This window comes from Deltaproteobacteria bacterium (assembly GCA_013151235.1).
Classification (GTDB): domain Bacteria; phylum CG2-30-53-67; class CG2-30-53-67; order CG2-30-53-67; family CG2-30-53-67; genus JAADIO01.
Window position 1 is genome coordinate 20,443 of record JAADIO010000011.1, and the last position, 25,750, is coordinate 46,192.

Here is a 25,750-nt window from a genome sequence, read left to right on the forward strand (position 1 = left end):
CCGGCAATCAATATTTCTTGACAAAGCGCTTTCTTTCCGGATTGCGCTGAATAAGATCTAAGTGGTCCTGTCCGTAAATGCTGTGACGCACCGAGAGGGTTGCAGGACAGTCTCATCAAGGCGTGCGACTGAGGCGTACCCCCTGTGCTACGGTGCAGGGAGCACAACTGTGAGGGAAAAGGTATGCTCCCGTCCGGCAAAATCCTTGAAAAAGTCCCCCCCCAGAACATCGAGGCGGAACAGGCCATCCTGGGGGCTATTCTGCTTCAGAACTCCTCGCTGAACAAGGCGATGGAGGTCATCCGGGACGACGATTTCTACAAAACCGCCCATCGGAAGATCTTTGCCGCCATGGTGGAGATGAGTAAGGCCGGTGAGGCGATCGACCTGGTGACTCTGCGGGACTATCTTCTTCGCACGGAGCACATTGATGCCGTCGGCGGGGCGGCCTACCTGGGACAGCTCACCGATGTCGTCCCGACCGCAGCGAACGTTCTCCACTATATCCGGATCGTCAAGGAAAAGTCCCTCTCCCGAAAACTGATCAGTACCGCGACGGAAATCGTTCAGGAAGGATTCAAGGAAGAACTGTCCGTGGAAGAACTCCTCGAGATGGCGGAAAAGAGGATCTTTGAGATCACCGGGGAGAAGGTCCGCCAGGGGTTTGTCGACATCCGAACGATCGTCAATGACAGTTTTGAAGTCATCGAAAAGCTCTACGCCAAGAAGGAACTCGTCACCGGCGTCCCCACCGGATTCACCGATCTCGACACCAAAACATCAGGCTTTCAACCTTCCGATCTCATTATTGTGGCGGGCCGACCTTCCATGGGAAAGACCGCCTTGTGCCTGAACATCGCCCAGCACGTGGGAATCAAAAAGAAACAGCCCGTGGCCATTTTTTCTCTGGAAATGTCCAAAGAGCAGCTCGTGATTCGCATGCTCTGCGCCGAAGCCCGGGTGGATGCCCACCGGCTCCGGACGGGGCAGCTCGGCAAGACCGACTGGCCGAAACTGACCACCGCAGCGGGGGAACTCTCGGAGGCCCCGATCTATATCGACGACACCCCGGCCATCTCCGTTCTTGAAATGCGGGCCAAAAGCCGCAGGCTCATGCTCGAACACGGCCTGTCGATGATCATGGTCGATTATCTTCAGTTGATGCGCGGGCAGGCCGGCGCCGAACGCAGGGAACAGGAAATCTCCGAAATCTCCCGTTCTCTGAAGGCGCTGGCCAAGGAACTGAACGTTCCGGTCATCGCGTTGTCCCAGTTGAACCGGAGCGTGGAATCCCGTACGGATAAGCGTCCCATGCTCGCAGATCTCAGAGAGTGCGTCACGGGGGATACGCTCGTACTCCTGAAGAACGGCGAACGAGTACCCATCCGGGAACTTGTCGGAACCCGCCCGGAGGTCATCACCATGGATGAAGAGGGGCATTTCCGGTCGGCACAAAGCGAAATCGTCTGGAAGGTCGGCGTCCGCAAGGTCTATGCCCTTCATCTCTCGAGCGGCCGAACTATCCGGGTCACGGCAGACCACCGTCTTTTAGGGGTGGACGGATGGAAACGGACGGCGGAATTGAATGTGGGTGACCGGTTGGCGATGGCCCACCGTCTACCTGTCCCTCCGGTCACGGAACATTGGCCCGATAACCATGTCATCCTCCTGGGACAGCTCATCGGTGATGGAAGCTATCTGAAGGGGCAGCCGATCCGATACACCACAAACTCCGAAGAGAACAGCCGCACTGTCGAAGGGGCTGCTGCCGAGGCATTCGGGATGACAGTCCGTCGCTATCCGGGAAAGGGATCCCGGCATCAACTGCTCCTCTCCGGCAATGGAAACCGTTGGCATCCCGGCGGCGTAAACAAGTGGTTGCACGAATTAGGGGTCTTTAATCAACGCTCACATGAAAAAAGGATTCCCCGCAAAGTGTTTCGTCTCGGCAACCGCCAACTGGCTCTCCTGCTGAGCCATATGTGGGCAACAGATGGGACGATCTACACCCGGAAACCGGGACAGCGGGGGGGAAATGCCATTCATTACAGCACGAACAGTCCGGATCTTGCCGCAGATGTTGCAGCTCTTCTTCTGCGGCTCGGCATCGTCGCACGGATCCAGAAGGTTCAAAAAGGGAACTATCGGCCCACCTACATGGTACAGATTACCGGAGTTGAAGCCCAGAAGGCTTTTCTCTCTCTTGTGGAACCGGTCGGTCCTCGCAAGGTTCAGGCGGAAAGACTCCGGAAGGTTCTGGAGGAAGTCCGGCCCAACCCGAACGTAGACACCCTGCCGAATGAACTCTTCGGACGGGTCAGGAGACTCATGAAAGAACAGGGCATTTCCCAGCGCACCATGGCAAAGATGCGGGGCACTTCTTACGGAGGCGCCTCTCATTTCAGGTTCGCACCCTCCCGTTCCACCTTGTCCGACTATGCCGAGATTCTCGATGATGACCTCTTACGGAACCACTGTACCAATGACCTTTTTTGGGACCGCATCGCCTCGATCCGGCCGGAAAGGGAAGAGGAGGTCTACGATTTGACTGTGCCGAAGTATTCAACATGGCTGGCGGACGGGATCGTGAGTCATAACTCGGGCGCCATCGAGCAGGACGCGGACGTCATTCTCTTCGTTTACCGCGAAGAGGCCTACAAAGAATCGGAGGAGAACCGGGGCAAGGCGGAAATCATCATCGGAAAACAGCGAAACGGCCCTACCGGAATGGTTCCTCTTCATTTCGAAAAGAGATACACGCTCTTCCAGAACTTCAGCCCCCGTGACCAGGAAAGTGTCTATGCCGATTCAGCGCCCTACCACAGCTAAGATCAACCTCCAGGCCCTCCGCCGGAATCTGCAGACGGTACGAAATCGGATCGGCGAAACCAGGGAGATCTTTGCCGTCGTCAAGGCCAATGCCTACGGTCACGGAGCGATGGAGGTCGGACGAGTTCTGCAGTCGGAGGGAATCAGCCACTTCGGTGTGGCGACCTTGGAAGAGGGAACGGAACTCCGCCGGAACGGGATTACAGGCTCGATCACGATCTTAGGGGGACTCCTTCCCGATCAGTTCGAGGGCCTGTTTGAATATGACCTGACCCCGGCCGTCTATAACATGGAATGGGCCGAACGCCTCTCCCGGAAGGCCGTCCGGCACCGCAAGACAATTCCGGTACAGATCAAGGTGGACACCGGCATGGGGCGTCTCGGGTTTTCCGCCGGGGAGGCCCCGGAACGGATCGCCGCCATCACCGACCTCCCCGGTCTGAAGATCATGGGGGTCTTCTCCCATTTTGCCTTTGCCGACCTGGACAATCCGGAATGCGTACAGGCGCAATCCGCAGCCCTTTCCCGGATACAGAAAACGGTGGGGGAGAAGGGCATCTCCATCCCCTTCTGGCACCTCTCAAACAGCGGCGCCGTTCTGGCCTTTCCGTCCGCCCTGTTCAACATGGTCCGACCGGGAATCATGCTCTACGGAATCGCTCCTTCGGAAGACTTCTCTCTGCAAGAACCCCTTGCCCCGGTCCTCTCCTGGGAGACCCGGATCATCCATCTCAAGGAGGTCCCGGCCGGGACTCCCCTGAGCTACGGTCACACCTTCGTCACCGGACGACCGAGCCGGATCGCCACACTCCCGGTCGGATATGCCGACGGCTACCCCCGCCGCCTTTCCAACCGGGCACAGGTTCTTCTCCACGGCCACCGGGCCCCCGTGGTCGGCCGGGTCACCATGGACATGACCCTAATCGATGTAACCGGAATTCACGAAACAGCGCTGGGGGACCGTGTGACCCTCCTCGGAAAAGACGGTGGAGAGGAAATCACGGCCTGGGAGCTCGCCCGATGGAACGACTCCATTGCCTATGAGATTCTCTGCGGTATCCGGCGCCGGGTCCCGCGTATCTATCATGATCCGTCGCCGGACCGTCCGGTCTGAAGGAGTTTTTCGTGCTGCATCTGCTTGAAATGCTGGGTCAACTGATCATGAGCTTTTTGGAAGAGACGGGGAAGGTTTTCCTCCTCTTCGGTCAGGCCCTGCGGTGGAGCCTTCGCCGCCCCCTTTACGCCCGGCTTATCATCCGGCAGATGTTGGAAGTGGGCGTTAATTCCATCCCGGTCGTTTTGATCACGGCCACCTTTACCGGGATGGTCCTGGCCCTGCAGACCCACACCGGCTTCCAGCGATTCAACGCGGAAAGCCTCGTGGGCACGGTCGTCGCCCTCTCCATGACCCGGGAATTAGGACCGGTGTTGACGGGGCTGATCGTTGCCGGACGGGCCGGTTCCGCCATGGCCGCGGAGCTGGGAACCATGCGGGTGACGGAACAAATCGACGCCCTCTACACCCTGGCGACGAACCCGGTCAAATACCTCGTGGTCCCCCGTCTCATCGCGGGAATCCTCATGCTGCCGGTGATGACCGTGCTGTCCGACATCGTCGGGATCTACGGCGGCTTCTTTGTCAGCGTCCGGGTTCTGGATGCCAACCGGACCATCTATCTGCGACGGACCTGGGACTTCCTGCAATTCAGCGACATCTACAGCGGTCTCGTCAAAGCAGCCTTCTTCGGTCTGGTCATTTCACTGATCGGATGTTATAAGGGATTTTACACCCGCGGCGGCGCAGAGGGGGTCGGACGGGCCACCACCGGTTCCGTGGTGATCTCCTCCATGGTGATCTTGATTTCCGACTACATCCTGACGGCCGTTCTCTTTTAAGGCCGAGGAAAAGGGACAGCGCGAACAAATGATCAAAATCGTCGATCTCTATAAATCTTTTCAGGCAAAACCGGTCCTGCAGGGTGTGAATCTCGACATCCGGGACGGCGAGAGCATGGTGATCATCGGCGGGAGCGGTACGGGAAAGAGCGTTCTCATCAAGCATATCATCGGGATTCTGCGTCCCGACAGCGGTCGGATCTATGTTACGGGAGACGAGGTCACCCTGATGAACGAGCAGGAGCTGAACGACATGCGAAAAAAGTTCGGGATGCTCTTCCAGGGCGCCGCCCTCTTCGATTCGCTCAGTGTCTGGGAAAATGTCGGATTCGGACTTAAGCAACATTCCGCACTATCGAATGATGAAATCTTTGAAATCGCCACGGAAAAGCTTGCCATGGTCGGGCTCTACGGGGTGGAGGAACTCCGTCCGTCGGAACTTTCCGGGGGGATGCAAAAAAGGGTCGGCCTGGCCCGCGCCATCGCCATGGAACCGGAGATCCTTCTCTACGACGAACCGACGACCGGACTCGATCCGATTAACGCCGACATGATCAACAACCTGATCATCGAGATGCGGGAGAAATTAAAGGTCACCTCCGTGGCGATTACCCACGACATGGTCAGCGCCTACAAGATCGCCGACCGGATCGCCATGATTCACCAGGGGAAAATTATTGAAGTGGGAACGCCCGAAGAGATCCGGACCACCGACAACCCCTACGTTCGTCAATTCATTTCGGGCAACGCCGAGGGACCCATTACGGAAGATCTGGAAAAAGCACTGATGGAGAGGAGCGGCAAATGAAACTGACACCTGAAACCAAGGTGGGCATCATCGTATTTCTCGGGATCATGATTCTGACCTACATGTCCTTCCAGGTCGGGGAATTCCGGGTTTCCAAAAATGTCGGGAAATCGATTAACCTCATCTTCGACTCCGTGGCCGGGCTGAGCAAAGACGCCTCCGTGCAGGTCGCGGGCGTCGAGGTCGGCAAGGTATACAAGATCAGCCTCGTCAACGGAAAAGCTCACGTCAATGTCCGGATTTATGCCGATCTCAATATCGACCGGAAATCCCGTGCCTATATCCGGTCGGTGGGACTTCTGGGCGACAAGTATATCGACATCGCCCTGGGAAATTCCGGAAGTTATCTGAAAGACGGCGGCACCCTCATCTCCCCGCCGGAGAGTGAAGACATCGGGAAACTCGTGGGCAAGCTCTCCTCCATCGCCGACGATTTCAAGGAGGTCTCTTCATCCTTGAGAAACACATTGGGCGGTACCGAAGGGGAGGCCTCCATCCGGCAGATCCTGAAAAATTTCCGGGACCTCGGCATCACCCTCAACCGCATGGTCGGCCGAAACGAAGAACGCTTCACCCACATTATGGAAAATATCGATCAATTAAGCGGAACGCTCAACCAAACCCTTGGAGCACACCGGGCGGACATCGATCAGACCCTCACCAACGCACGCTCGGCGAGCACCTCCCTGGACAGCATCTTCCGAAAGGTCGATGAGGGGCAGGGGACGATGGGGAGACTCATCAACGAAGACGACCTCTCGGAGAACCTGAATCAGGCCCTCGTTTCCGCCAACGACGTACTGGGGGTCAAGAAGAAGTACCGCACCTACGTCGGGCTACGGACGGAAGATCTGGTGGAGGCGAAAGACGCCAAGGGATATGTCTCGCTGGAGCTTCTCCCGAGGAAGGACAAGTTCTATCTTTTCGAGCTGGTCAGTCCCGAAGGGACCAAGGGAAATCGGTCGCAAAGCCGGACGGTAAGCCATATCACGAACAGCGGCCCCGGCGCCGGGTCCGCATTCTTCCCTGTTGACGTCACCCAAACCGTCGTAAAAGAAAAAACCTCAGACCGCCTCATGTACACGGCCATGTTCGGCAGGCGCTTCGGTCATACTTCGCTCAGGCTCGGTCTGGAGGAGAGTGCCGGCGGAATCGGAATCGACCACACCTTCTTCGGAAACCGGCTGGGACTCCACCTGGATCTCTGGGATTTTCAGGGAGATAACAGCTTCGGCGGCAGCGCCCATGCCAAGGTCCGGGCCGACTTCAACTTCCTGAAATATTTCTACCTCAACGCCGGATACGACAACTTTCTGAACAACGAGGACTCCTCCCTCTTTTACGGGGCCGGGATCAAATTCAACGACGAGGATATCAAGGACCTTTTCAGCCTCCTCCCGCTCAAACGCTGAAAAGAAAGTAACATGGCAAACGAAAAATATACACAAAAAAGATCCGGTACCGGGACCAGCGCATTCGGGAGTCCGGGACGTATCAGTCACGATGCCACCAAATTTTATAAAAGCAGATTGTATGAAGGCTTACGTGATACCAAGAAGGTCCGATATATTGAAAACAAAATTCCTGCAAAAAACATCAACAAGATCTTCTGCAAATCCAGTGAAAAAATGGACGAGTTGCCTGATAACAGTATCCATTTAATGGTGACTTCACCTCCCTATAATGTATCCAAAGAATATGATGATAATTTGAGTTTGAACGAACACTTAAATTTACTCAATACTGTTTGGCGTGAAACGTATCGTGTTTTGGTTCCCGGCGGCCGTGCATGTATCAATGTTGCCAATCTTGGCAGAAAACCTTACATCCCGCTTCATGGCTACATCATAGAAGGCATGCAAAAAATTGGTTATCTTATGCGTGGTGAAATCATATGGAACAAGGCTTCAAGCGCAAGTCCTTCAACAGCTTGGGGAAGTTGGCTTTCCGCCGCGAATCCCGTGCTAAGGGATATTCACGAATATATTCTGGTTTTTTCCAAAAAAACATTTTCAAGAAAGAAAAACGATCCGGAAAACACCATTAAAAAAGAAGAATTTCTTGAATGGACAAAAAGCGTATGGACCTTTCAGGCCGTTTCAGCAAGACAAATCGGACATCCGGCTCCCTTCCCTGAAGAATTGCCCCACCGACTGATTCAGTTATATACGTTCAAGGACGATGTTGTTTTGGATCCCTTTGTTGGAAGTGGATCAACCTGCCTTTCCGCGGTAAAAGACGAACGAAATTATGTGGGATACGATATCGATTCTGAATATGTAAAATCGGCGGAGAAAAGAATTGCCGACTATACCAATCAGTTACAATCATCTCAACAATGACGTCGGATCTTATGGTTTATCAACAATAAAGGAAGATGGTGTCGTAAAAAGTCGTTTTCCGGATTCCGTTCGTCCTGAGCCGGCCGAAGGGCCTGTCCTGAGCCGGCCGAAGGGTCGAAGGGCTTCGCGACTTTTTACGACTTCATCAAGGAAATACCGGATGTCCGCAAAAAAATCAAAAACCGCCTATGTCTGTTCGGAGTGCGGCGCCGATCATCTGAAATGGGTCGGGCAGTGTACGAACTGCAACGGCTGGAACACACTGAAGGAGTTCCATCCCGGCGGCGGGAATGGTACGGAAAGAAGCTGGACCACGGGATACGCCGGCACCGAACCCAGGGTGGAAATCCTCAGTCAGGTCGGGGAACCGGACCATCTCCGGATCACAAGCGGGATGGGGGAATTCGATCGCGTCATCGGCGGCGGGTTTATCCCGGGGGCGGTCATTCTGCTGGCCGGCGCTCCCGGCTCGGGCAAGAGTACCGCCCTGCTGCAGATCCTGGCCCATGCCTCCCGCCAATACCGTACGCTCTATGTATCGGGAGAGGAATCGCTGGAACAGATTGCGGGCAGGGCCCGCCGGATCGGCCTGCCGACGGAAAATCTCCGGATGCTTTCGGACACTTCCGCGGAGAGGATCTGTGAAATCGCAGACCGGGAGAAACCGGCGATCATGGTCATCGACTCCATTCAGGTCATGTATCACGAGGGCGTCGATGCCGCCCCCGGCGGAGTCTCCCAGGTCCGGGAATGCACCGCCTTCCTGACCCGCTATGCCAAGGCAAACAATATGATTCTGCTTCTCATCGGGCACGTGACAAAGGACCAGAACCTTGCGGGGCCGATGACACTGAGTCATATCGTCGATACGCAGATCATGTTGTCCTCCACGGACGACTCACGCTTCAGGATCATGCGGGCCACGAAAAACCGTTTCGGGGCCGTCAATGAGGTCGGGCTTTTCGCCATGACCGGCAAGGGACTAAAGGAAGTCAAGAATCCTTCGGCCATGTTTCTGAGCCGCTCCGATGATCCGAAACCGGGCAGTGTCGTCAATGTTCTCTGGGAGGGAAGTCGCCCCCTGTTGGTGGAGATCCAGGCCCTGGTCGTAGAATCACAGTACGGCAACGCCCGACGGCTCGGTGTAGGCGTGGAACAAAACCGGATCGCGATGCTGCTGGCGGTATTGACGAGGCATGGCGGACTCTCTACCGCGGACCAGGACGTCTTCGTGAATTGTGTGGGAGGCATTCGTGTCAGCGAAACAAGCGCCGATCTGGCCGTGATCTTGGGGATTGTTTCCAGCTACCGGGACGTGGCGATCCCTCATGACCTTTTCGTCTTCGGTGAGGTCGGTCTTTCCGGGGAGATCCGTCCGGTCCCGAACGGAGAGAGCCGGATCCATGAAGCCTGTAAACACGGCTTCAAAAAGGCGATCCTCCCGAAGGCCAATCTCCCGAAACGTCCCGGAGCCGACATGGAAATCATCGGCGTCGGGAACATCTCAGAAGCACTTGACGCTCTGTAGTGTCGGCGCATCCGCCCGACGCTTCTCTTTCAAGGAGTACCGATGCTGCGGGACCTGCGCATCCGTGACTTTGCCATTATCGAAGACCTCCTTTTGACCTTTGACGCCGGCCTCAATATTATCACCGGCGATACGGGAGCCGGGAAGTCGATCCTCATCGAGGCGCTCGGCCTGATCCTGGGAGGACGGGGATCCGTCGACATGATCCGCACCGGTGCGGAGGAGGCACGGATTACGGCCCGTTTCGATCTCTCAGGCCATCCGGAAAAGGCAGCATCCCTTGCCGCCCTCGGATTAGAAGTCGACGAAGATGAACTGATCATTCATCGAGCCTTGAGCCGAAACGGAAAGGGCCGTGTGGCCGTGAACGGGGACCCTGCCACGGTAAGGATGCTCACCCAAATCGGCGAAGGTCTCGTCGATATCCATGGCCAACATGAACATCACTCCCTCCTCAAACGGGAGAATCACCTGGCCCTTTTAGATGCCTTCGGCGGCAGCGGCGATCTTCGATCCGCATACCGCGCCGCCTATGACGAACTGACCGGATTGCAGAAGGAGCTGGAGAAACTCGATCAGGAGGAGCAAGACCGGGAACGCCGCATTGATTTCCTCCAATTCCAGATCGACGAGATCGATGCCGTGGCCCCGGTACCGGAAGAGGACGAAGCTCTGGAAGAGGAGGTCCGCCTCCTCTCCCATGCCGAACGGATCACCGAACTGGCAGCGGAGTCCTACAGGCTCCTCTATGAAGAGGAAGACTCTCTGTACGACCGGGCAGGGAGGCTTTCGGCGCTGCTTTCGTCCCTCTCCGAGTTCGACGGACGGGCAAGCGGGATTGCCGATGCGTGCGAGGAGGTGAAGTTCCGCCTGGAAGATATGGCCCATTCCCTGCGGGACCATGCCGGGGGGATCGAGTCCGATCCGGCAAAACTGGCCGACCGGGAAGACCGACTGGAGAAACTGAGAACGCTGAAACGGAAATACGGGGGGACGCTCGCCGAAGTCTTTGACTACCGGCGAAAAGCGGAAGAAGAACTCCACCGCCTGCACAGGGCCGGAGAAAACCGATCCCGCCTGGAAGAAGATTTCCGGAACCGGCTTGCCCGAACGGTCGACCTGGCCGGCAAACTCTCCGCCAAACGGCACCGGGCTTCACAACGACTGGAAGAACGTCTGGAACAGGAGCTGGCCGGTCTGGCCATGGCCGGGACCCGCTTCGCCGTCGAAATCGTTCCCGTAAAACCGGGAGGCAAGGACTTACAAGACGGGAAGGGAGGGACCCTGACCCCGACCGGATACGACCGGGTCGAATTTATGGTCTCACCAAACCCGGGAGAGGAGGCCAAGCCCCTGGTGCGGATTGCCTCCGGAGGAGAGCTTTCCAGGATCATGCTCTCCATCAAAACCGTCCTGGCCGGTGTGGATCGGGTCGGCGTCCTGATCTTCGACGAAGTCGATTCCGGTGTCGGAGGCGGAATTGCTGAAATCCTGGGAAAAAGGCTCCGGGAGGTCGCCGAAGGACGACAGGTCATCTGCATCACCCATATCCCCCAGGTCGCAAGCCAGGGACAGCATCACACCCATATCGCAAAAGAGGTCATTCGAGGGAGAACCTCCGTCTCGGCACACCCCCTGACGCAAGAAGAACGGGTCCGGGAGATCGCACGAATGCTGGGCGGAGTCGAAATCACGGAGACTACGATCCGTCATGCTGAAGAGATGCTCAACCGGACCGCATGATCTCCCGTCCTGGAACCAGTCAAAAAGAAGAGGGCAATGGCCTACGAAGCTCGGGACTACAGAAACCGGATGGAAACGAAAGACCTGGTCTCTTTCCAGGTAATGATCAAGGAGACCGATCTTGCAATCTCGGCCGTCTCGGACCTGAGCGAAGAGGCCCACCGACACCTCCGGGAGATTCGCAGGGGGCTGGAGCAGTATCTCCGGAAACATCCGGAATTTCTCTCCGCCATGGAACCTTTGACCGTAAACCCGGATGCACCTCCCCTGATCCGGGAGATGGCCAAAGCGGGAGAGGCGGCCGGTGTCGGTCCCATGGCCGCCGTCGCCGGAGCCGTGGCCGAGGCCGTCGGGCGGAAACTGCTGGCGCAAAGCCCTGAGGTCATCGTGGAAAACGGGGGGGACATCTTTCTTGTTTCGAAACGGGAACGGATCATCTCGATTGAGGCCGGGGATTCCCCCTTCAGCCGACACATCGGGATCCGGATCGGGAAGGCCTCTCCCCTTGGAATCTGTACATCCTCCGGGACCGTCGGCCATTCCATCAGCTTCGGAAAGAGTGACGCCGTCTGTGTCCTCGCCCCGTCGGCAGCCCTGGCCGACGCAGCGGCGACCGCCGCCGGAAACCGCGTACAGGGACCGGGGGATCTCCGGGAAGCCCTCGATTTTCTCGCACAGATCCCGGGGATCTCCGGCGGACTCATTGTTTTCGGAAAAAAAATGGGGGCATGGGGAGAGGTGGAACTGGTCAAACTCTGAGCAACAGGGAACCTTCGCGGAGTTTCGGAAGGAAGAAAATCCCTACGAAAAAAAAAGAGTTGACAAGATCAAATCCGAGTGTGTATAGTGGAGGTATACCTGATCCGATAAATCCTTAGAATCATAACTTTTCCGTCTGCCGGATCTACCGAACAAGTCCAAGAGGTTTCCAAACTTCCACAAACTCATTCTTGAACGTCCATCATTCAAACCGAAGTTTAGTATACCGCCTCAACGATTGCCGGAAGGAACTTACATAAAAACAGAATTTTTTTTAATATCCGCTTCACGCACAACCTTTTGGAGGAGTATGCATGTCGATTAAAGAGAAAAGCGTAAGGAGAAGGATCAAGGTCGATCCGGACAAAGGGAAAGAAGTCGCAGATGTGCCGAAAAATACGGATGCCGATCCGGAAGAGGAATCTTCTCCCCCCGAAATTGTCCGGCCTCCCGAGAAACGGAGCAACGGATCGAAACGGGATATTGTCTTCAACGAGAACAGCCTGAACATCGTGGCCTTGAAAGAAAAGAGTATCGCCGACCTCAACAAGGTTGCCAAGAGCATGAAGGTCGAAGGGGCCAGCGGAATGCGGAAGCAGGAGTTGATCTTTGCGATCCTTCAGGCACAGACGGAAAAGAGCGGCTTCATCTTCGGCGAAGGGGTCCTGGAAACCCTGCCCGACGGTTTCGGATTCCTCCGGTCCCAGGACTACAACTACCTGCCGGGCCCCGACGATATCTATGTCTCGCCTTCCCAGATCCGGCGGTTTAATCTCCGGACGGGAGATACCATCTCCGGCCAGATCCGGCCACCCAAGGAGACGGAGCGTTATTTCGCCCTCCTCAAGGTCGAGGCCGTTAACTATGAAGACCCGGAACGGGCCAAGGACAAGATCCTGTTCGACAACCTGACCCCGCTCTATCCGGATGAACGCCTTACCCTGGAACGGGAGAGTGAAGAACCCTCCACCCGGGTGGTCGATCTTCTGGCTCCCATCGGCAAGGGACAAAGAGGCCTGATCGTCTCTCCGCCGAAGGCCGGCAAGACCATGCTCCTTCAGAATATCGCCAACTCGATTACACAGAACCATCCCGAATGTGTTCTGATCGTACTTCTCATCGACGAACGGCCGGAGGAAGTGACGGACATGGCCCGCAGCGTCCAGGGCGAGGTGGTCAGTTCCACCTTCGATGAGCCGGCCCAGCGCCATGTGCAGGTGGCCGAAATGGTAAGCGAGAAAGCAAAGCGCCTCGTGGAACATAACAAGGATGTCGTCATCCTTCTCGACAGCATTACCCGCCTGGCCCGAGCCTATAACACCGTCGTTCCTTCAAGCGGGAAGATTCTTTCCGGCGGGGTCGACTCCAACGCCCTTCACAAACCGAAGCGTTTTTTCGGCGCCGCCCGGAATATCGAAGGGGGCGGCAGTCTCACCATCATTGCGACGGCCCTCATCGATACGGGAAGCCGGATGGACGACATTATCTACGAAGAGTTCAAAGGGACCGGGAACATGGAGATTCATCTGGAGCGGAAACTCCTGGAAAAACGGATCTTCCCGGCCATCGACATTCCCCGCTCGGGAACCCGGAAAGAGGAACTCCTGGTTGACAAGGACGATCTCAACCGGATCTGGATCCTGCGGAAGCTCCTTCACCCCATGGGTGTCGTAGAAAGCATGGAATTTCTTCTCGACAAGCTGAAGGGAACCAAGGACAACAAGGAATTCCTGGCCGCCATGAACCAGTAACAACCGGCGGGACATTGACTCAGGGAAGGAGTTTTTCCAAGTCGTCGGAAGAGATGCCGTTGATTCGGAGGACTTTCACTCTCGAGTGTTCTCCCTTGAGGAGGGTAATCTTTGACTTGGCGATACGGAGTTTCTTGGCAAGGAATTTGATGCACTGCCGGTTGGCGGCCCCCTCCACGGGGGGCGCGGTAATTCGCAGTCGAAGGACGGCTTCCGCAACGCCCACAACCTGATCCCGCGAGGCGCCGGGCTGGATCCGGACCCGCAGCGTCATCCCCTCCGGATCTTCTTTCATCACACAATCCAGCATCAGATCATCCGGACATCGCTGTCGATACGCAGTTCCTCCTCGATGACCTTCTGGTCCTGATCGAGGATCTTCTTGTAGGAATCAACAAGACTCCCCACTTTGGCAAGGAATTCCCGACGTATCCGTTTGAGGTGATCGATCCCGTTTTTCAAGGCGGCCTCCTCCTCCCGTGCCCCCTGGAGGATCTCCGCGGCCTTGAGTTCCGCCTCCCGGACGATCTGCCTCCCCTTTTCTTCAGCCCGTTTCCGTTCTTCCTCGAGGAGTTGTTGCAACCCCTCCAAGGTCTTGCGCATGGAGTCCTCCCGCTCCTTGATCTCCGAGAACTCCCGTTCCTTCTTTTCCAGAGCCTCCTTCAGGGAATTTTTCTTGATGATCAGTCCCTCCATCTCCAACGTGATCATCTCCAGAAAGGTCTCCACCTCTTTCACATCGAAACCGCGGAAGGCCGTGGAAAACTGTTTCTTTTTGATCTCGAGGGGACTTAGGCTCGTAAGGTTTTCTGCCGACATAGAAACCTCCTCTTGTGCCGCCTACCGTATCCGGAAGGCGATTTCACTCAAGGTTTTCACAACAAAAAGATCCACAAAATAGAGCAACAGGATCAGGACAAAAGGAGAAAAATCAATCCCGCCGGCCATGGGAAGATAGCGCCGGATCCGGTAAAGTGCCGGTTCCGTCGCCCCCCGCAGAAAGCGGATGATCGGATTGTAGGGATCCGGATTCACCCAGGTAACCAGCGCGGCAATAATCACAATCCAGATATAGGCTTGAAGGATCATATGGAGGATCTGGGCAAATGCGCCCAGAAAATTACCGAAGACAAACATCTATTTCTTCTCCTTTCCCAGTTCGATTGACCGTTGCGTCGCCGCCGCCACCGCATTGGAGAGAACCGCACGGAATTTTCCCTTCTCCAACGCATGGAGCCCCGCGATCGTGGTCCCCCCCGGCGACGTCACCATGTCTTTGAGTTCACCGGGATGACGCCCGCTTTGAAGGGCCATTCCCGCCGCCCCCCGGACGGTCCAGACGGCCAGTCGGTTTGCCGTCTCCCTGGGGAGTCCCTGCCGCACACCGGCATCGGAAAGGGCCTCCAAAAGGACGAAGACATAGGCCGGTCCCGAACCGGAAAGACCGGTCACCGCATCAATCATCTTTTCGGGGACTTCCACCGTCTCACCGACGGCATCGAGCAGTTGCAGGGCCGTCTTCTTCCCGGCGCTCTTGACCCGACCGTTATAGGCCAGTGCCGAAACTCCCTCTCCGATCAGGGCCGGGGTATTCGGCATCACCCGCACAACAGAGACCGGACTTGCCAATTCTTCCTCTATCCGTGCGATGGGAACGCCGGCGGCAATGGAAATGACCAGTTTTTTCGCCGTCACCGCCGGGGCAATCTCGCGAAGCACGGCATCGATTACCTGGGGTTTGACGGCCAGGACAACGACATCGGCCCAGGCCGTCAGTTCCACATTGTCTTTCGCGGCCTTGACCTTGAATCCGCCCGTCGTGGCCCGAAGTTTTTCCGGATCCGGATCATGGACCCGGATATCGCCGGCAGAAGCAACCTTCGCCGAAAGCCACCCTGCGAGGAGGGCACCTCCCATATTGCCGGTCCCGATCAATCCGATCTTCGTTTTTTTCATCTTCGTCTCATCTCCACCGGAGCCGGGAACTCCGGCCGGTCAGCGGCGTTCACCAAAGAGAAGGGTTCCCACACGAACCATCGTTGCCCCCTCTTCTACGGCGACTTCAAAATCGTGGCTCATCCCCATGGAGAGATGCGTCATGGGCGTCCCGATAAGTCCTTCGGCATTGACCCGGTCCCGGAGTTCCCGGAGCCGCCGATAAATCGGCCTTCCTGATTCAGGGTCAGCGGAATACGGAGGAATGGTCATCAACCCCTGAAGCTGAAGATGCGGCATCCCGGCAACCGCTTCAATCAGATCCGGCGCCTCGTCCGCCGCCACACCCGACTTACTCGTTTCTCCCGAGATATTGACCTGCACCAGGACGGGAAGACGCTTCTCCCGCTTGCCGGCCTCCCGTTCCAGTGCCTCCGCTACACGCAGACTATCGACGGATTGGACCATTTCAAAAAGGGACACGGCCAGGGAGGCCTTATTGGTCTGAAGGTGGCCGATCAGATGCCAGGGGATTTTCTTCCCGATTGATGCGATTTTTTGCCGAGCCTCCTGGACCCGGTTCTCCCCCAGGACCTCAACTCCCGCGGCAATCGCCTCCTCTATGCGGGAGACCGGGACGGTCTTGCTGACCGCGACAAGGGTCACCGAATCGGGGTTGCAACCGACCTTCCGGGACGCCCGGAAAATCCGGGTTTGAATCTCTTCCAGATTGCGGACAATCGACAAGGGTTCGCCTTTCTTCCCCCGGGGGAGTCAACTACTCCTCTTCCCGGAGCATGATCAAGGCCATCATCCGACCGGTCTCCCCTCCCCCGTTTTTCCGGTAGGAATAAAAGGTCCGTGGATGACAGGCGGTACAGAGATCGACATGAAAGATACGGTCTTCCTCCAGCCCGCTTCCGAGCAACGCAAGGTGATTCATTTTCCGCAGATCGAGATAGACGGAACCCTTCCTGCGGGACAGAACCTCCCCGGCCTCCGGCAAAAGGTGTTCCACCTCTTCTGCAATCTCCTCTCCCACTTCGTAACAGTCCCGTTCAATGGCCGGGCCGACGGCTGCATAAAGTTCCGCCGGCAAGGAGTGGAAGTCTCCGGCCATCCGCCGGACCACATGAGACAGGATCGATCGAAGACTCCCTGCCCGCCCTGCGTGGACCGCAGCGATGACCCGATGGACCGGATCGTAAAGAAGGACCGGAACACAATCGGCCGTGAGTACCCCGACGGCCACTCCCGGCTGGTCCGTTACGATGGCATCCGCTTCCGCCTGCCGGAATTCCACGGCGGGCGTCTCCTTTCGTTCAATCCGGATCACCCGGCTGCCATGAACCTGTTTCACCGTGTAGACCTCCGGATTCCCCGCTTCGAGTGCCTTGATAAACACGCACCGGTTGATCTCCACCAGGTCCGGATCCTCCCCGACATTGAGGCTCAGGTTCATGGTCCCGTAGGCCCCCGCGCTGACACCTCCGATGCGGGTGCTGAAGCCGTGACGGATCTCCGGCAACGCCTCCAGGACCGGAACGGAATAGAACTTCACACCTTCATGCACATGAACATTGTATTGCTTCATTCTTCCGCTTCCGTTTCTTCCGGTCCCCGGCAGACACCGCAACGCCCGCAACGCAGGTCCTCCGGACAGGGTGGCGTATAACTGCCCGTATTCGCCCTTTCGTACTCGCGAAAGAGGTAGTCTCTCCGGCACCCCTCCCCGACAATATCCCAGGGAAAAATCTCCTCCCGCTCTCTCGGCCGGAAGGGCCAGTCCCCGGCCCCCAAGGGATCCCGGCGGAGAACCCGGCTCCAGTTTCCCCGGTCCCGAACCACGGACAAGATCAGTGCCGAGAGCCTTCGATCTCCACGCGCAAACATCCCCTGGATGATCGCCCATTTCGGGAGATCATGAATCACCGTAATATTCCCTTCACGGCGCAGATTTTTTTTAATATATCCTATTTTATTCGTCAATGCATCTTTTTTATTCATGGGAAACCACTGGAATGGAGTGGCCGGCTTCGGCACGAAACAGTTCAGACTCACCGTAATCCTGCCGATCCGCCCCCGGGGTTTCCCTTCATCAAGCTGGACCTTCTTCATCTTCCGCACCAGTTCGACAATGGCATGGATGTCCGATTCTTCCTCAAAAGGGAGCCCCACCATGAAGTAAAGCTTGAGATTCAGGACCCCCGCAGCAAAGACCCGTTTTGCCGCACCGAGGATCGTCTCCTCCGTCAGGTCCTTGTTCATCCGGTCCCGCATCCGCCGGCTCCCCCCTTCCGGCGCCAGCGTAACGGTCTTGTGCCCACTCTCCACCAGTGCATCAAGAAGGGTCGGGGTCAGTGAATCGGCACGGAGGGAGGAGACGGAAATTCCCGCCCCCTGCCGCCGCAGGCTTTTGAGCAGACCCTCCATGTACGGATAATCGGAAACCGCCGTACCGACGAGGCCGATCCGGTCGGAAAGTGTCAACCCGGCCCGAACCGACTCGAGGACGGCGGAAAGTGGTCGGAAACGGGGAGGGCGATAGAGATACCCTGCGGCACAGAAACGGCAGTGCCGGCCGCACCCCCGGTCGAGTTCGATCAGGAACATATCGTTCAGTTCCGTTTCGGGAGTGAGAATCCTGGAAACCGTGGGAAAACGGGAAAGGTCTGTAATCCGGCGGCGGGAAATCCGCTCCGGGAAACCGGGCGACGGTTCAACCCTGCTTATCCGACCGTAAGAATCAAAATTAAAGGTATAGGCAGAAGGAATGTAGACCCCGGGAAGATTTCGTAAAACGGGAAAAATTTCATCCGTGGGGGGAAACGAGGATGCGGAAACTCCGGCAATCCGGTCCAGCACTTCCGGAAGAAGTTCTTCTCCTTCTCCCACGAAGATCAGATCGGCAAAATCGGCTATCGGTTCCGGGTTAAGGGTCACGGCCACGCCGCCGATCCAGACCTGCGGATCGCGGCCGGGGCGTCTCTCCTCCCGGAGCGGCGGGACTGCGCCCCCCACCAGAATCTCCGCCAGGTGAACGTAATCGAGCTCGAAAGAGACGGAAAAGGCCAGGACATCAAAGGAGGCAAGGAGACTTCCCGATTCAAGGGACCGGTACAGCTCCCGTACATTTCCGGTTTTCTCCCTCTCTTCCCGGTCCGGCAGAAAAACCCGCTCACAGGAAATATCGGACCGCAGATTCAGCAGATGATAAATCGTCTGGAATCCGAGGTTGGACATCCCCACAGGATAGGTGTTCGGATAGACCAGGGCCACGCGGAGCCCGCCCGGCACGGGGTTCCATCTCTCGCCGTATTCGGAGGCAAGGCGTCCTCTCCGTTTCTCCTCAAAGGTACGAAACATGCTTCACGGCCGGATTCATTGCATTGCAACCATGCAATCAATCCAGCTGCTTTCTCAGAAAAGTGGGGACATCCAGGTCATTCGCATCATAATTCCCCCGCGTGTCCAGGTCCAGGTTCAATCTCCCTTTTCGCAGGTAGGTCGGTGTCTCGACGGCCTTTCCGCCGGCGAAGGTTTCAAAGTTGACCGCCTTCTTCAATACCGTCTCCTCCGCATCCGCCGGAGCTTCCTCGAAACCGGTGGCGATCACCGTCACCTTCAGGGAATCCCCCAGGTTCGGGTTGATGGCGGAGCCGAAGATGATGTTGGCTTCTTCATGGGCCTCTTCCTGGATAATACTGGTTGCCTCATTGATCTCATAGAGGGTCATCTCTTCCGTCCCGGTGATATTGATGAGGACCCGACGGGCCCCGTCCATGGAACCGTCTTCAAGGAGGGGCGAAGAGATCGCCTTGTGCGATGCCTCGACGGCCCGCCCTTCGCCGGTGGCAATCCCCGTCCCCATGACGGCACGGCCCCGGCCGGTCATGATGGCCCGGACATCGGCGAAGTCGACATTCACCAGCCCCGGCGTGGTGATCAGGTCCGAGATCCCCTGCACCGCCTGGCAAAGGACGTCATCGGCGATCTTGAAGGCATCAAAGAGGGGGGTGGTCTTGTCGATGATCCCCAACAGACGCTGGTTCGGAATGACAATCACCGTATCGACGACCTCCTTCAGGTCGGCCAATCCCTGTTCGGCCTGGAGTGCCCGCTTCTTCCCCTCGAAGTTGAAGGGCTTCGTCACCACACCAACGGTCAGCGCCCCGGCCTCCCGCGCCAGCCGCCCGATCACCGGCGCGGCGCCCGTGCCGGTCCCCCCTCCCAGACCCGCGGTGATGAAGACCATGTCCGCGTCCTGGACACACTCCTTAATCCGCTCCTGATCCTCCAGCGCCGCCTGGCGGCCGATCTCCGGGTTCGCCCCGGCCCCCAGCCCCTTGGTCACCTTCGCACCGATCTGGAGTTTCAACGGTGCCAGATTGCTTCCCAGTACCTGGGAATCGGTGTTCACCGCGACAAAATCGACCCCCTCCAGTGCGGAGTGAATCATGGTGTTGACGGCATTGTTCCCGCCGCCTCCCGCCCCGATGACGGTGATTTGTGCCTGCCGCATCACTTCTTCCGCAAATTCAAACTTCATCGGCTCTCCCCCTTTCTATAAAGTTAAAAAAATCATTCCCGGCGGAGCCCCCGCTCAACGGGTGCTTCTCCGCCGACCCTTTCAGAAGAATTCCCCCAGCCATCGTTTCATTCGTACCCAGGTCTTATTGAACAGGCCTTCGCCGGAAGGGGACAGGGCCGAATCGGCCAGGTTTTCAAACCCATACTGCACCAGCCCGATCGCCGTCGCGTACATAGGGCTGGAAATCACATCCACCAGCCCGCCGATGTCCCGGGGTTTCCCCAGGCGCGCCGGCAACTGCATGACCTCTTCGGCGATCTCCACGACCCCCTCCAGGAGGGCCGTTCCCCCCGTCACAACAAGGCCGGAGGCAATCATGTCTTCATATCCGGTTTTGACGATTTCCCGCTTGATCAGGCTGAACAGTTCTTCCACACGGGGTTCAATGATCTCGCTCAAAATTTGTCGGGAGAGGATGCGAGGATCCCGTCCCCCGACACTGGGCACCTCAATCGTCTCGTCATCCCGGACCAGAGCGGTCTTGGCACAGCCGTATTTGATCTTGATCCGTTCGGCCTCACTGATCGGCGTCCGGATCCCGACGGAGATGTCATTGGAAACATTGTTCCCGCCGAGGGAGAGGACCGACGTATGCCAGATACTCCCGTCGAGGAAGATCACCATGTCCGATGTCCCGCCTCCTAAATCGACGAGGGCCACCCCTAATTCCTGCTCCTCCGGTGTTAAAACGGCAAGGCTTGAGGCAAAGGGTTCCAGCACAATACCCTTGACCTCCAACCCCGCCCGGTTGCAGCTCTTAATAATGTTGTGGACCGACGCAACGGCTCCGGTGACGATATGGACCTCCGCCTCCAGCCGGACACCGGAGATCCCGACGGGGTCCTTGATCCCGTCCTGGTCGTCGACAATATATTCCTGGGGGAAGACATGGAGGACCTCACGATCGAGAGGAATGGAGATGGCCCGGGCCGCATCGATCACGCGGGCTACATCCCCGCGGCTGACCTCCCGGTCCTTCACGGCCACCACACCCCGGCTGTTCAAACCTTTGATATGCCCGCCGGCGATCCCGGCATAAACGGAATTGATCTCCGTTCCCGCCATCAGTTCCGCCTCTTCGACGGCCCGCTTGATCGTCTCGACCGTGCTGTCGATATTAACGACGACCCCCTTCCGCAAGCCCTTGGAGGGGCTGGTCCCCAGCCCGATGATCTCAATCTTCCCTTCGGCGTTTTTTTCACCGATCATCGCACAGACCTTGGTGGTCCCGATGTCAAGCCCTACGACGAGGCGATCCTTCTTCGGCAATGTCTCTTCCTCCCTACGGGGTCACAACTTCCCCGTCCCTTCTCTTTCCAGTTTGGAACGGCCATTCCTTCATGAGGCCACCTTTCGGACAACCCGGACCGGTCTTGCCGTTCGGACCACCACCTGATTCCGGAAACGGAGATCAATCGACTTGACCTTCCATTTGCGGTCCGCCAGGTCTTCCACGACCCGTTTCAGCCGGACAAGCTTCTGCAGAAAATCCTCCGATCCGCAGCAGATCTCAAAACCACCGGTCGAGGGATGGAGAATGAGCCCCCGGCGGGAGGACAATTCGATCTCCCCGATCTCCGACGGCGGAGGGTAACCGAAATTCTCCATGGTCTCCACCAGACACAGGGCCGCCCGCAACTCTTCCGTTGACGGTTTCCCTTTCTCCCGGACATGGAGCAACGGAAGAGGGGAACTCCTTTTCCCCCGGATACGCTCCAGGACCCGGCCTTCCCGGTCAACCAGCCGGTCACCTTCCGCGGTCCGGAGGCGGGCAAAGGGACGCCTTTCCCAAATCTTCAGATAGACATGATCCGGCAGTTCCCGCCGCAGGAAGGCCTCTTTTACGTAAGGCTCACGTTCGAGGTCCTGCTGCACCTGCCGCAGAGGGAGCCGAAAGATATTGGTCTTCAGGCGCCTTTCATAACGCCGGGCCACCTCTTCCGGCAAGTGATGATCGCCCACGATGGTAATCTCTTTCACTTCAAAATAAGGCGAGGTCAGCAGAGCATGAACGCCCGCGGCAAAAACCGAAAGGACCAGCAGAGCCGACAGGACCTTGCCCCCCTGCACCCCCCATCGCCACAATGTTTCGCGACGTTTATTTTGACCCGTCTTCTGTTTGCGGACCTTCCGGAGAAGGAGTCTTCTTGAATTCCGGATCCGCTTGGTATGATAATCTCTCATCGCAACGTACCATTTCGGTGATCCGGTTTATTATAGTGATTACTTTTCGTCTTTAACCTTGCCTTTTCCATGCCTTGCTTTTCTCCATGTTCCTCATGGTGAATCCCTTTTTATTTTTCCTTTGACTCCCCGCCGGCCTTATTCCCGCGCAACGCTGTTTCTAAAATCCGCTCCACCAATTCCCCGAAAGGGATCCCCGCCGCCTGCGCCGCCTTGGGCAGCAGACTGGTCGCCGTCATCCCGGGGATGGTGTTGACCTCAAGGACGGAAGGCCGCATCCCTTTGGCCAGGATCAGGTCGACCCGGCTTACGCCCGAACAGCCGATCAGGCGATGAACCCGAAGAGCCGCCTGCTGAACCTTCCGGGTCACCGCCGGGGAGAGGGGCGCCGGAACCAGGTATTCCGTATCCCCCGATTCATACTTGGCGGCAAAATCATAAAAGCCTCCTGCGGGCCGGACCTCCACCACCGGCAGGGGGGTCTGGTCAAGAATCCCGACCGTCACCTCCCGTCCGGGGACATATTGTTCCACCAGGACCTGATCGGAATAGGCCAGCGCCTGCCCGACAGCCTCCTGCAATTCACGGAAGGTTGCAACCCGGGCGATTCCGATGGTCGATCCTTCGTCGGCCGGTTTCACGACGGCCGGATAGGGGATACCGGAATAACGCTTCCTCCGCTCCTCGATGACAACGAAATCGGGCGTAGGGATCCCGTGATAACGGAGGAGCTTCTTTGTAAGGATCTTGTCCATGGCAACGGCGCTGGATTTCACGCCGGAGCCGGTATAAGGAATGCCCAGGACTTCGAGAAGCCCCTGCACGGTCCCGTCCTCTCCCGCCTTCCCGTGGAGGCAGATAAAGGCAACCTCAATGCCGTGCCGCCGGATCAGCGAGACAAGATTTTCGGCCGCATCGAGGGAAACGGCTTTGTAACCCTTTTTCCGCAAGGCTTGAAGGACGGCCGTACCGCTCTTCAGGGAGACCTCCCGCTCCGACGAGGCCCCGCCCATCAGGACACCGACCTGCATCGATTTCAGGCTGCGCTTTTTCCGCTTTGCTTTCACAAAAGGTCCCTCATTCCTGACAACACCCGCCGGGGGGAAAATCTCCTACCAGACGGATCTCCGGTTTCAGCACAATGCCGAAGCGCCCCTTCACTTTTTCCCGTACCTTCCCGATCAATTCCAGCACATCCACGGCCCGGGCATGACCCCGGTTGACAATGAAATTGGCATGAACCTCCGAGACCTCGGCATCCCCCACCCGAACCCCCTTCATTCCGCAGAGATCAATCAACCGTCCCGCCGTCTTGCCGGGGGGGTTTTTAAAGACACAGCCGGCCGAGGGGAGCGAAAGGGGCTGCTTCTTCTTTCGTTCGGCCCAAAGTTTTCGGATCGTCCTGAGAATCACGCCGGGGTCCCCTTGTTCCAGAATCAATTCCGCCTCCACGATCAGGCGGTCGTCCGGGAGTCCCGACTTGCGATATCCGAAGTCGATCCGGTCGGCCTCCCATCGTTCGAGCCGACCGTTCCGGTCCATCATCGTGACCGCCGTCAGGCGATCCGAGATCGACCCGTCACCTGTTCCGGCATTCATCCGGACGGCCCCCCCGACCGTCCCGGGGATCCCGGCAAGAAACTCCAGCCCCCCCCATCCCTCCCGGGCCAGGGACTGCAGAAGTTCCGGCAGAAGCATCCCGGCGCCGACCCGAAGATTCTCTCCTTCACGGTCCATTGCCTTCAAGGCACGCATCATAATCACCCTCCCCCGGATCCCGGCATCGGCCACAAGCAGGTTGCTCCCCCCGCCGACAACGACGATCTCCTCCCCCGGCGGGAGCCCGCGAAGAAGTTCGGCAAGATCCGAAATCGCGGCGGGGCGGTGGAAACGATCGGCCGGCCCCCCGATTCTCCAGGTCGTATGCCATGCCATCGGCTCATCAAAAAGGATCTCCCCGCTCACGCCTCGCCCAATCTCCGCAGCAATTCCTCTCCAACCTTATAGATATCGCCGGCCCCCAGGGTCAAGACAAGGTCTCCCGGCTGCAGACGGGAAAGAAGGTGATCCACGATCTCCTCCTTCTTCGGGATCAAGGTCACATCCCGGTGCCCATGTCCCTGGATCCCCCGCATCAGTCCCTCGGCGGTCACACCGGGAATCGGGGTCTCTCCCGCCGCATAGATTTCCGTCAGCACGAGAAGATCGGTCTGATTGAAGGCGGTGGCAAACTCTTCGAGGTGGTCCCGTGTCCGGGTGTAGCGATGCGGCTGAAAAATCGTGACCACGCGACCGGCCTGCATTCCTCTCGCCACCGACAGGGTCGCCTGAATCTCCGTAGGGTGGTGACCGTAATCATCGACGATCCGGATCCCTCCGGCCTCTCCGACAAGCGTGAAGCGGCGCTGCACACCGGCATAGGTCGTGAGTCCCTCCCGGATCACGTCCGGGGTCAGCCCCAGTTCCACCCCTACGGCAATGGCCGCCAAGGCGTTGAGAACGTTGTGGAGTCCGGGGGCTCCCAGTTCGAATTCTCCGATTGATTTCCCGCACAAGGTCACTTCAAAAAAACTTTTCAAACCGTTCTGACGGATACGGGAAGCCCTCAGATCAACCTGGGCGGATGTGCCGTAGGTAAAGAACCGCTTCTTCACGCCGGGGATCAGCCCCTGTACGTGCAGGTCGTCGACGCAGAGTATGGAGAGCCCGTAAAAAGGGACCTTGTTGATAAATTCAAGAAAGGTACTTTCGATCTTCTCCAGGCTCCCGTAAAAATCGAGATGCTCCGCATCGATGTTGGTCACCACGGCGACGGTGGGAGAAAGCTGCAGGAAAGAGCCGTCCGACTCGTCGGCCTCGGCGACCAGAAAATCGCTCTGCCCGAGCCGTGCGTTGCTTCCGAGACTGTTCAGCCGTCCGCCGATTACGATGGTCGGGTCGATCCCCCCGTATCCGAGGACCGTCGCAATCATGGAGGTCGTCGTCGTCTTTCCATGGGCGCCGGCCACGGCAATCCCGTATTTCATCCGCATCAGCTCCGCCAACATCTCCGCCCGGCGGATGACCGGGATTAACCGGGCCTCGGCCGACCGAACCTCCGGATTGTCCCGGGAGACCGCCGAAGAGATCACCACCACGTCCACATCCTTGACATTGGCCTCACAATGGCCGAGATAAACCTGTGCCCCCAGATCCCGGAGCCGCTCCGTCACCGCCGTCTCCTTGAGATCGGACCCGCTGACACGGTGTCCCAGATTGATCAGCACCTCGGCGATTCCGTTCATTCCCGAGCCGCCGATCCCGACGAAATGGACTTTCCGGGCCTTCTTGTATCGGTTCATCTACACTCCCAAAACCTTTTTCCCGTTTTTGAAACGTCCGCCT

The 25,750-nt window shown here is 57.6% G+C and carries 23 protein-coding genes; 10 read left to right on the top strand and 13 right to left on the bottom strand.

The window, feature by feature from the left end; genetic code table 11:
• Positions 1 to 183 precede the first annotated feature (183 nt).
• From GXP58_02355 to GXP58_02400, 10 genes are all read left to right on the top strand, one after another.
• Positions 184 to 2,829, top strand: a complete 2,646-nt coding sequence (locus tag GXP58_02355; protein ID NOY52443.1) for a replicative DNA helicase — start codon at positions 184 to 186, stop codon at positions 2,827 to 2,829.
• Positions 2,801 to 3,943, top strand: a complete 1,143-nt coding sequence (gene alr / locus GXP58_02360; GenBank protein NOY52444.1) for an alanine racemase — start codon at positions 2,801 to 2,803, stop codon at positions 3,941 to 3,943. Before GXP58_02355 ends, alr begins: the two co-directional genes overlap by 29 nt.
• Before the next feature lie 29 nt (positions 3,944 to 3,972).
• Positions 3,973 to 4,725, top strand: coding sequence for an ABC transporter permease (locus GXP58_02365; protein ID NOY52445.1), 753 nt, complete (start codon positions 3,973 to 3,975; stop codon positions 4,723 to 4,725).
• Between the two features lie 28 nt (positions 4,726 to 4,753).
• Complete coding sequence (locus tag GXP58_02370; GenBank protein ID NOY52446.1) at positions 4,754 to 5,533, top strand: ABC transporter ATP-binding protein; 780 nt, start codon at positions 4,754 to 4,756, stop codon at positions 5,531 to 5,533.
• Positions 5,530 to 6,945 carry an MCE family protein gene (locus GXP58_02375; protein NOY52447.1) on the top strand — a complete coding sequence of 472 codons (1,416 nt, stop codon included), beginning with the start codon at positions 5,530 to 5,532 and terminating at the stop codon, positions 6,943 to 6,945. The genes GXP58_02370 and GXP58_02375 overlap by 4 nt, the downstream gene beginning before the upstream one ends.
• Before the next feature lie 12 nt (positions 6,946 to 6,957).
• On the top strand, positions 6,958 to 7,875 hold the full coding sequence (locus tag GXP58_02380) for a site-specific DNA-methyltransferase (protein NOY52448.1): 918 nt from the start codon (positions 6,958 to 6,960) through the stop codon (positions 7,873 to 7,875).
• A 160-nt stretch (positions 7,876 to 8,035) separates the two neighbouring features.
• A complete protein-coding gene (gene radA, locus GXP58_02385; protein NOY52449.1) occupies positions 8,036 to 9,403 on the top strand; it encodes a DNA repair protein RadA in 1,368 nt (455 codons plus the stop codon).
• Between the two features lie 42 nt (positions 9,404 to 9,445).
• Positions 9,446 to 11,146, top strand: coding sequence for a DNA repair protein RecN (gene recN, locus GXP58_02390; GenBank protein NOY52450.1), 1,701 nt, complete (start codon positions 9,446 to 9,448; stop codon positions 11,144 to 11,146).
• A gap of 36 nt (positions 11,147 to 11,182) precedes the next feature.
• Entirely contained in the window at positions 11,183 to 11,905 is a 723-nt protein-coding gene (locus GXP58_02395; GenBank protein NOY52451.1) for a UPF0280 family protein, read from the top strand.
• Between the two features lie 503 nt (positions 11,906 to 12,408).
• Positions 12,409 to 13,656: a transcription termination factor Rho gene (locus tag GXP58_02400; protein ID NOY52452.1), complete on the top strand. Its 1,248-nt coding sequence runs from the start codon at positions 12,409 to 12,411 to the stop codon at positions 13,654 to 13,656.
• Between the two features lie 19 nt (positions 13,657 to 13,675).
• Here GXP58_02400 and GXP58_02405 read toward each other — a convergent pair whose 3' ends face one another.
• From GXP58_02405 to GXP58_02465, 13 genes are all read right to left on the bottom strand, one after another.
• Positions 13,676 to 13,966: a YggU family protein gene (locus GXP58_02405; protein NOY52453.1), complete on the bottom strand. Its 291-nt coding sequence runs from the start codon at positions 13,964 to 13,966 to the stop codon at positions 13,676 to 13,678.
• Positions 13,966 to 14,475, bottom strand: coding sequence for a DivIVA domain-containing protein (locus GXP58_02410; GenBank protein ID NOY52454.1), 510 nt, complete (start codon positions 14,473 to 14,475; stop codon positions 13,966 to 13,968). Before GXP58_02410 ends, GXP58_02405 begins: the two co-directional genes overlap by 1 nt.
• Before the next feature lie 21 nt (positions 14,476 to 14,496).
• Positions 14,497 to 14,793: a YggT family protein gene (locus tag GXP58_02415; protein NOY52455.1), complete on the bottom strand. Its 297-nt coding sequence runs from the start codon at positions 14,791 to 14,793 to the stop codon at positions 14,497 to 14,499.
• A complete protein-coding gene (locus GXP58_02420; GenBank protein ID NOY52456.1) occupies positions 14,794 to 15,612 on the bottom strand; it encodes a pyrroline-5-carboxylate reductase in 819 nt (272 codons plus the stop codon).
• Between the two features lie 39 nt (positions 15,613 to 15,651).
• A complete protein-coding gene (locus GXP58_02425; GenBank protein ID NOY52457.1) occupies positions 15,652 to 16,338 on the bottom strand; it encodes a YggS family pyridoxal phosphate-dependent enzyme in 687 nt (228 codons plus the stop codon).
• Between the two features lie 31 nt (positions 16,339 to 16,369).
• Positions 16,370 to 17,185 carry a peptidoglycan editing factor PgeF gene (gene pgeF / locus GXP58_02430; protein ID NOY52458.1) on the bottom strand — a complete coding sequence of 272 codons (816 nt, stop codon included), beginning with the start codon at positions 17,183 to 17,185 and terminating at the stop codon, positions 16,370 to 16,372.
• Positions 17,182 to 18,957: a radical SAM protein gene (locus GXP58_02435; GenBank protein NOY52459.1), complete on the bottom strand. Its 1,776-nt coding sequence runs from the start codon at positions 18,955 to 18,957 to the stop codon at positions 17,182 to 17,184. The genes pgeF and GXP58_02435 overlap by 4 nt, the downstream gene beginning before the upstream one ends.
• 37 nt (positions 18,958 to 18,994) lie before the next feature.
• Positions 18,995 to 20,140: a cell division protein FtsZ gene (ftsZ, locus tag GXP58_02440; protein ID NOY52460.1), complete on the bottom strand. Its 1,146-nt coding sequence runs from the start codon at positions 20,138 to 20,140 to the stop codon at positions 18,995 to 18,997.
• 81 nt (positions 20,141 to 20,221) lie between these two features.
• Complete coding sequence (ftsA, locus tag GXP58_02445) at positions 20,222 to 21,451, bottom strand: cell division protein FtsA (GenBank protein ID NOY52461.1); 1,230 nt, start codon at positions 21,449 to 21,451, stop codon at positions 20,222 to 20,224.
• Positions 21,452 to 21,520: 69 nt separating this feature from the next.
• Positions 21,521 to 22,366, bottom strand: a complete 846-nt coding sequence (locus GXP58_02450; GenBank protein ID NOY52462.1) for an FtsQ-type POTRA domain-containing protein — start codon at positions 22,364 to 22,366, stop codon at positions 21,521 to 21,523.
• 110 nt (positions 22,367 to 22,476) lie between these two features.
• A complete protein-coding gene (locus tag GXP58_02455; protein ID NOY52463.1) occupies positions 22,477 to 23,397 on the bottom strand; it encodes a D-alanine--D-alanine ligase in 921 nt (306 codons plus the stop codon).
• 46 nt (positions 23,398 to 23,443) lie between these two features.
• Positions 23,444 to 24,301 (bottom strand): UDP-N-acetylmuramate dehydrogenase, encoded by an 858-nt coding sequence (gene murB / locus GXP58_02460; GenBank protein ID NOY52464.1) that lies wholly within the window; start codon positions 24,299 to 24,301, stop codon positions 23,444 to 23,446.
• A gap of 26 nt (positions 24,302 to 24,327) precedes the next feature.
• Positions 24,328 to 25,707, bottom strand: coding sequence for a UDP-N-acetylmuramate--L-alanine ligase (locus GXP58_02465; protein ID NOY52465.1), 1,380 nt, complete (start codon positions 25,705 to 25,707; stop codon positions 24,328 to 24,330).
• Between the last annotated feature and the right edge of the window lie 43 nt (positions 25,708 to 25,750).

Coding starts and splice junctions, on each gene's coding strand:
- GXP58_02465 (NOY52465.1), bottom strand. CDS start 25,707: ATGAACCGATACAAGAAGGCCCGGAAAGTCCATTTCGTCGGGATCGGC.
- GXP58_02435 (NOY52459.1), bottom strand. CDS start 18,957: ATGTTTCGTACCTTTGAGGAGAAACGGAGAGGACGCCTTGCCTCCGAA.
- GXP58_02450 (NOY52462.1), bottom strand. CDS start 22,366: ATGAGAGATTATCATACCAAGCGGATCCGGAATTCAAGAAGACTCCTT.
- murB (NOY52464.1), bottom strand. CDS start 24,301: ATGGCATGGCATACGACCTGGAGAATCGGGGGGCCGGCCGATCGTTTC.
- GXP58_02395 (NOY52451.1), top strand. CDS start 11,183: ATGGCCTACGAAGCTCGGGACTACAGAAACCGGATGGAAACGAAAGAC.
- radA (NOY52449.1), top strand. CDS start 8,036: ATGTCCGCAAAAAAATCAAAAACCGCCTATGTCTGTTCGGAGTGCGGC.
- GXP58_02410 (NOY52454.1), bottom strand. CDS start 14,475: ATGTCGGCAGAAAACCTTACGAGCCTAAGTCCCCTCGAGATCAAAAAG.
- GXP58_02420 (NOY52456.1), bottom strand. CDS start 15,612: ATGAAAAAAACGAAGATCGGATTGATCGGGACCGGCAATATGGGAGGT.
- pgeF (NOY52458.1), bottom strand. CDS start 17,185: ATGAAGCAATACAATGTTCATGTGCATGAAGGTGTGAAGTTCTATTCC.
- GXP58_02455 (NOY52463.1), bottom strand. CDS start 23,397: ATGCAGGTCGGTGTCCTGATGGGCGGGGCCTCGTCGGAGCGGGAGGTC.
- GXP58_02380 (NOY52448.1), top strand. CDS start 6,958: ATGGCAAACGAAAAATATACACAAAAAAGATCCGGTACCGGGACCAGC.
- GXP58_02365 (NOY52445.1), top strand. CDS start 3,973: ATGCTGGGTCAACTGATCATGAGCTTTTTGGAAGAGACGGGGAAGGTT.
- GXP58_02370 (NOY52446.1), top strand. CDS start 4,754: ATGATCAAAATCGTCGATCTCTATAAATCTTTTCAGGCAAAACCGGTC.
- GXP58_02405 (NOY52453.1), bottom strand. CDS start 13,966: ATGCTGGATTGTGTGATGAAAGAAGATCCGGAGGGGATGACGCTGCGG.
- ftsZ (NOY52460.1), bottom strand. CDS start 20,140: ATGAAGTTTGAATTTGCGGAAGAAGTGATGCGGCAGGCACAAATCACC.
- alr (NOY52444.1), top strand. CDS start 2,801: ATGCCGATTCAGCGCCCTACCACAGCTAAGATCAACCTCCAGGCCCTC.
- recN (NOY52450.1), top strand. CDS start 9,446: ATGCTGCGGGACCTGCGCATCCGTGACTTTGCCATTATCGAAGACCTC.
- GXP58_02355 (NOY52443.1), top strand. CDS start 184: ATGCTCCCGTCCGGCAAAATCCTTGAAAAAGTCCCCCCCCAGAACATC.
- GXP58_02415 (NOY52455.1), bottom strand. CDS start 14,793: ATGTTTGTCTTCGGTAATTTTCTGGGCGCATTTGCCCAGATCCTCCAT.
- GXP58_02375 (NOY52447.1), top strand. CDS start 5,530: ATGAAACTGACACCTGAAACCAAGGTGGGCATCATCGTATTTCTCGGG.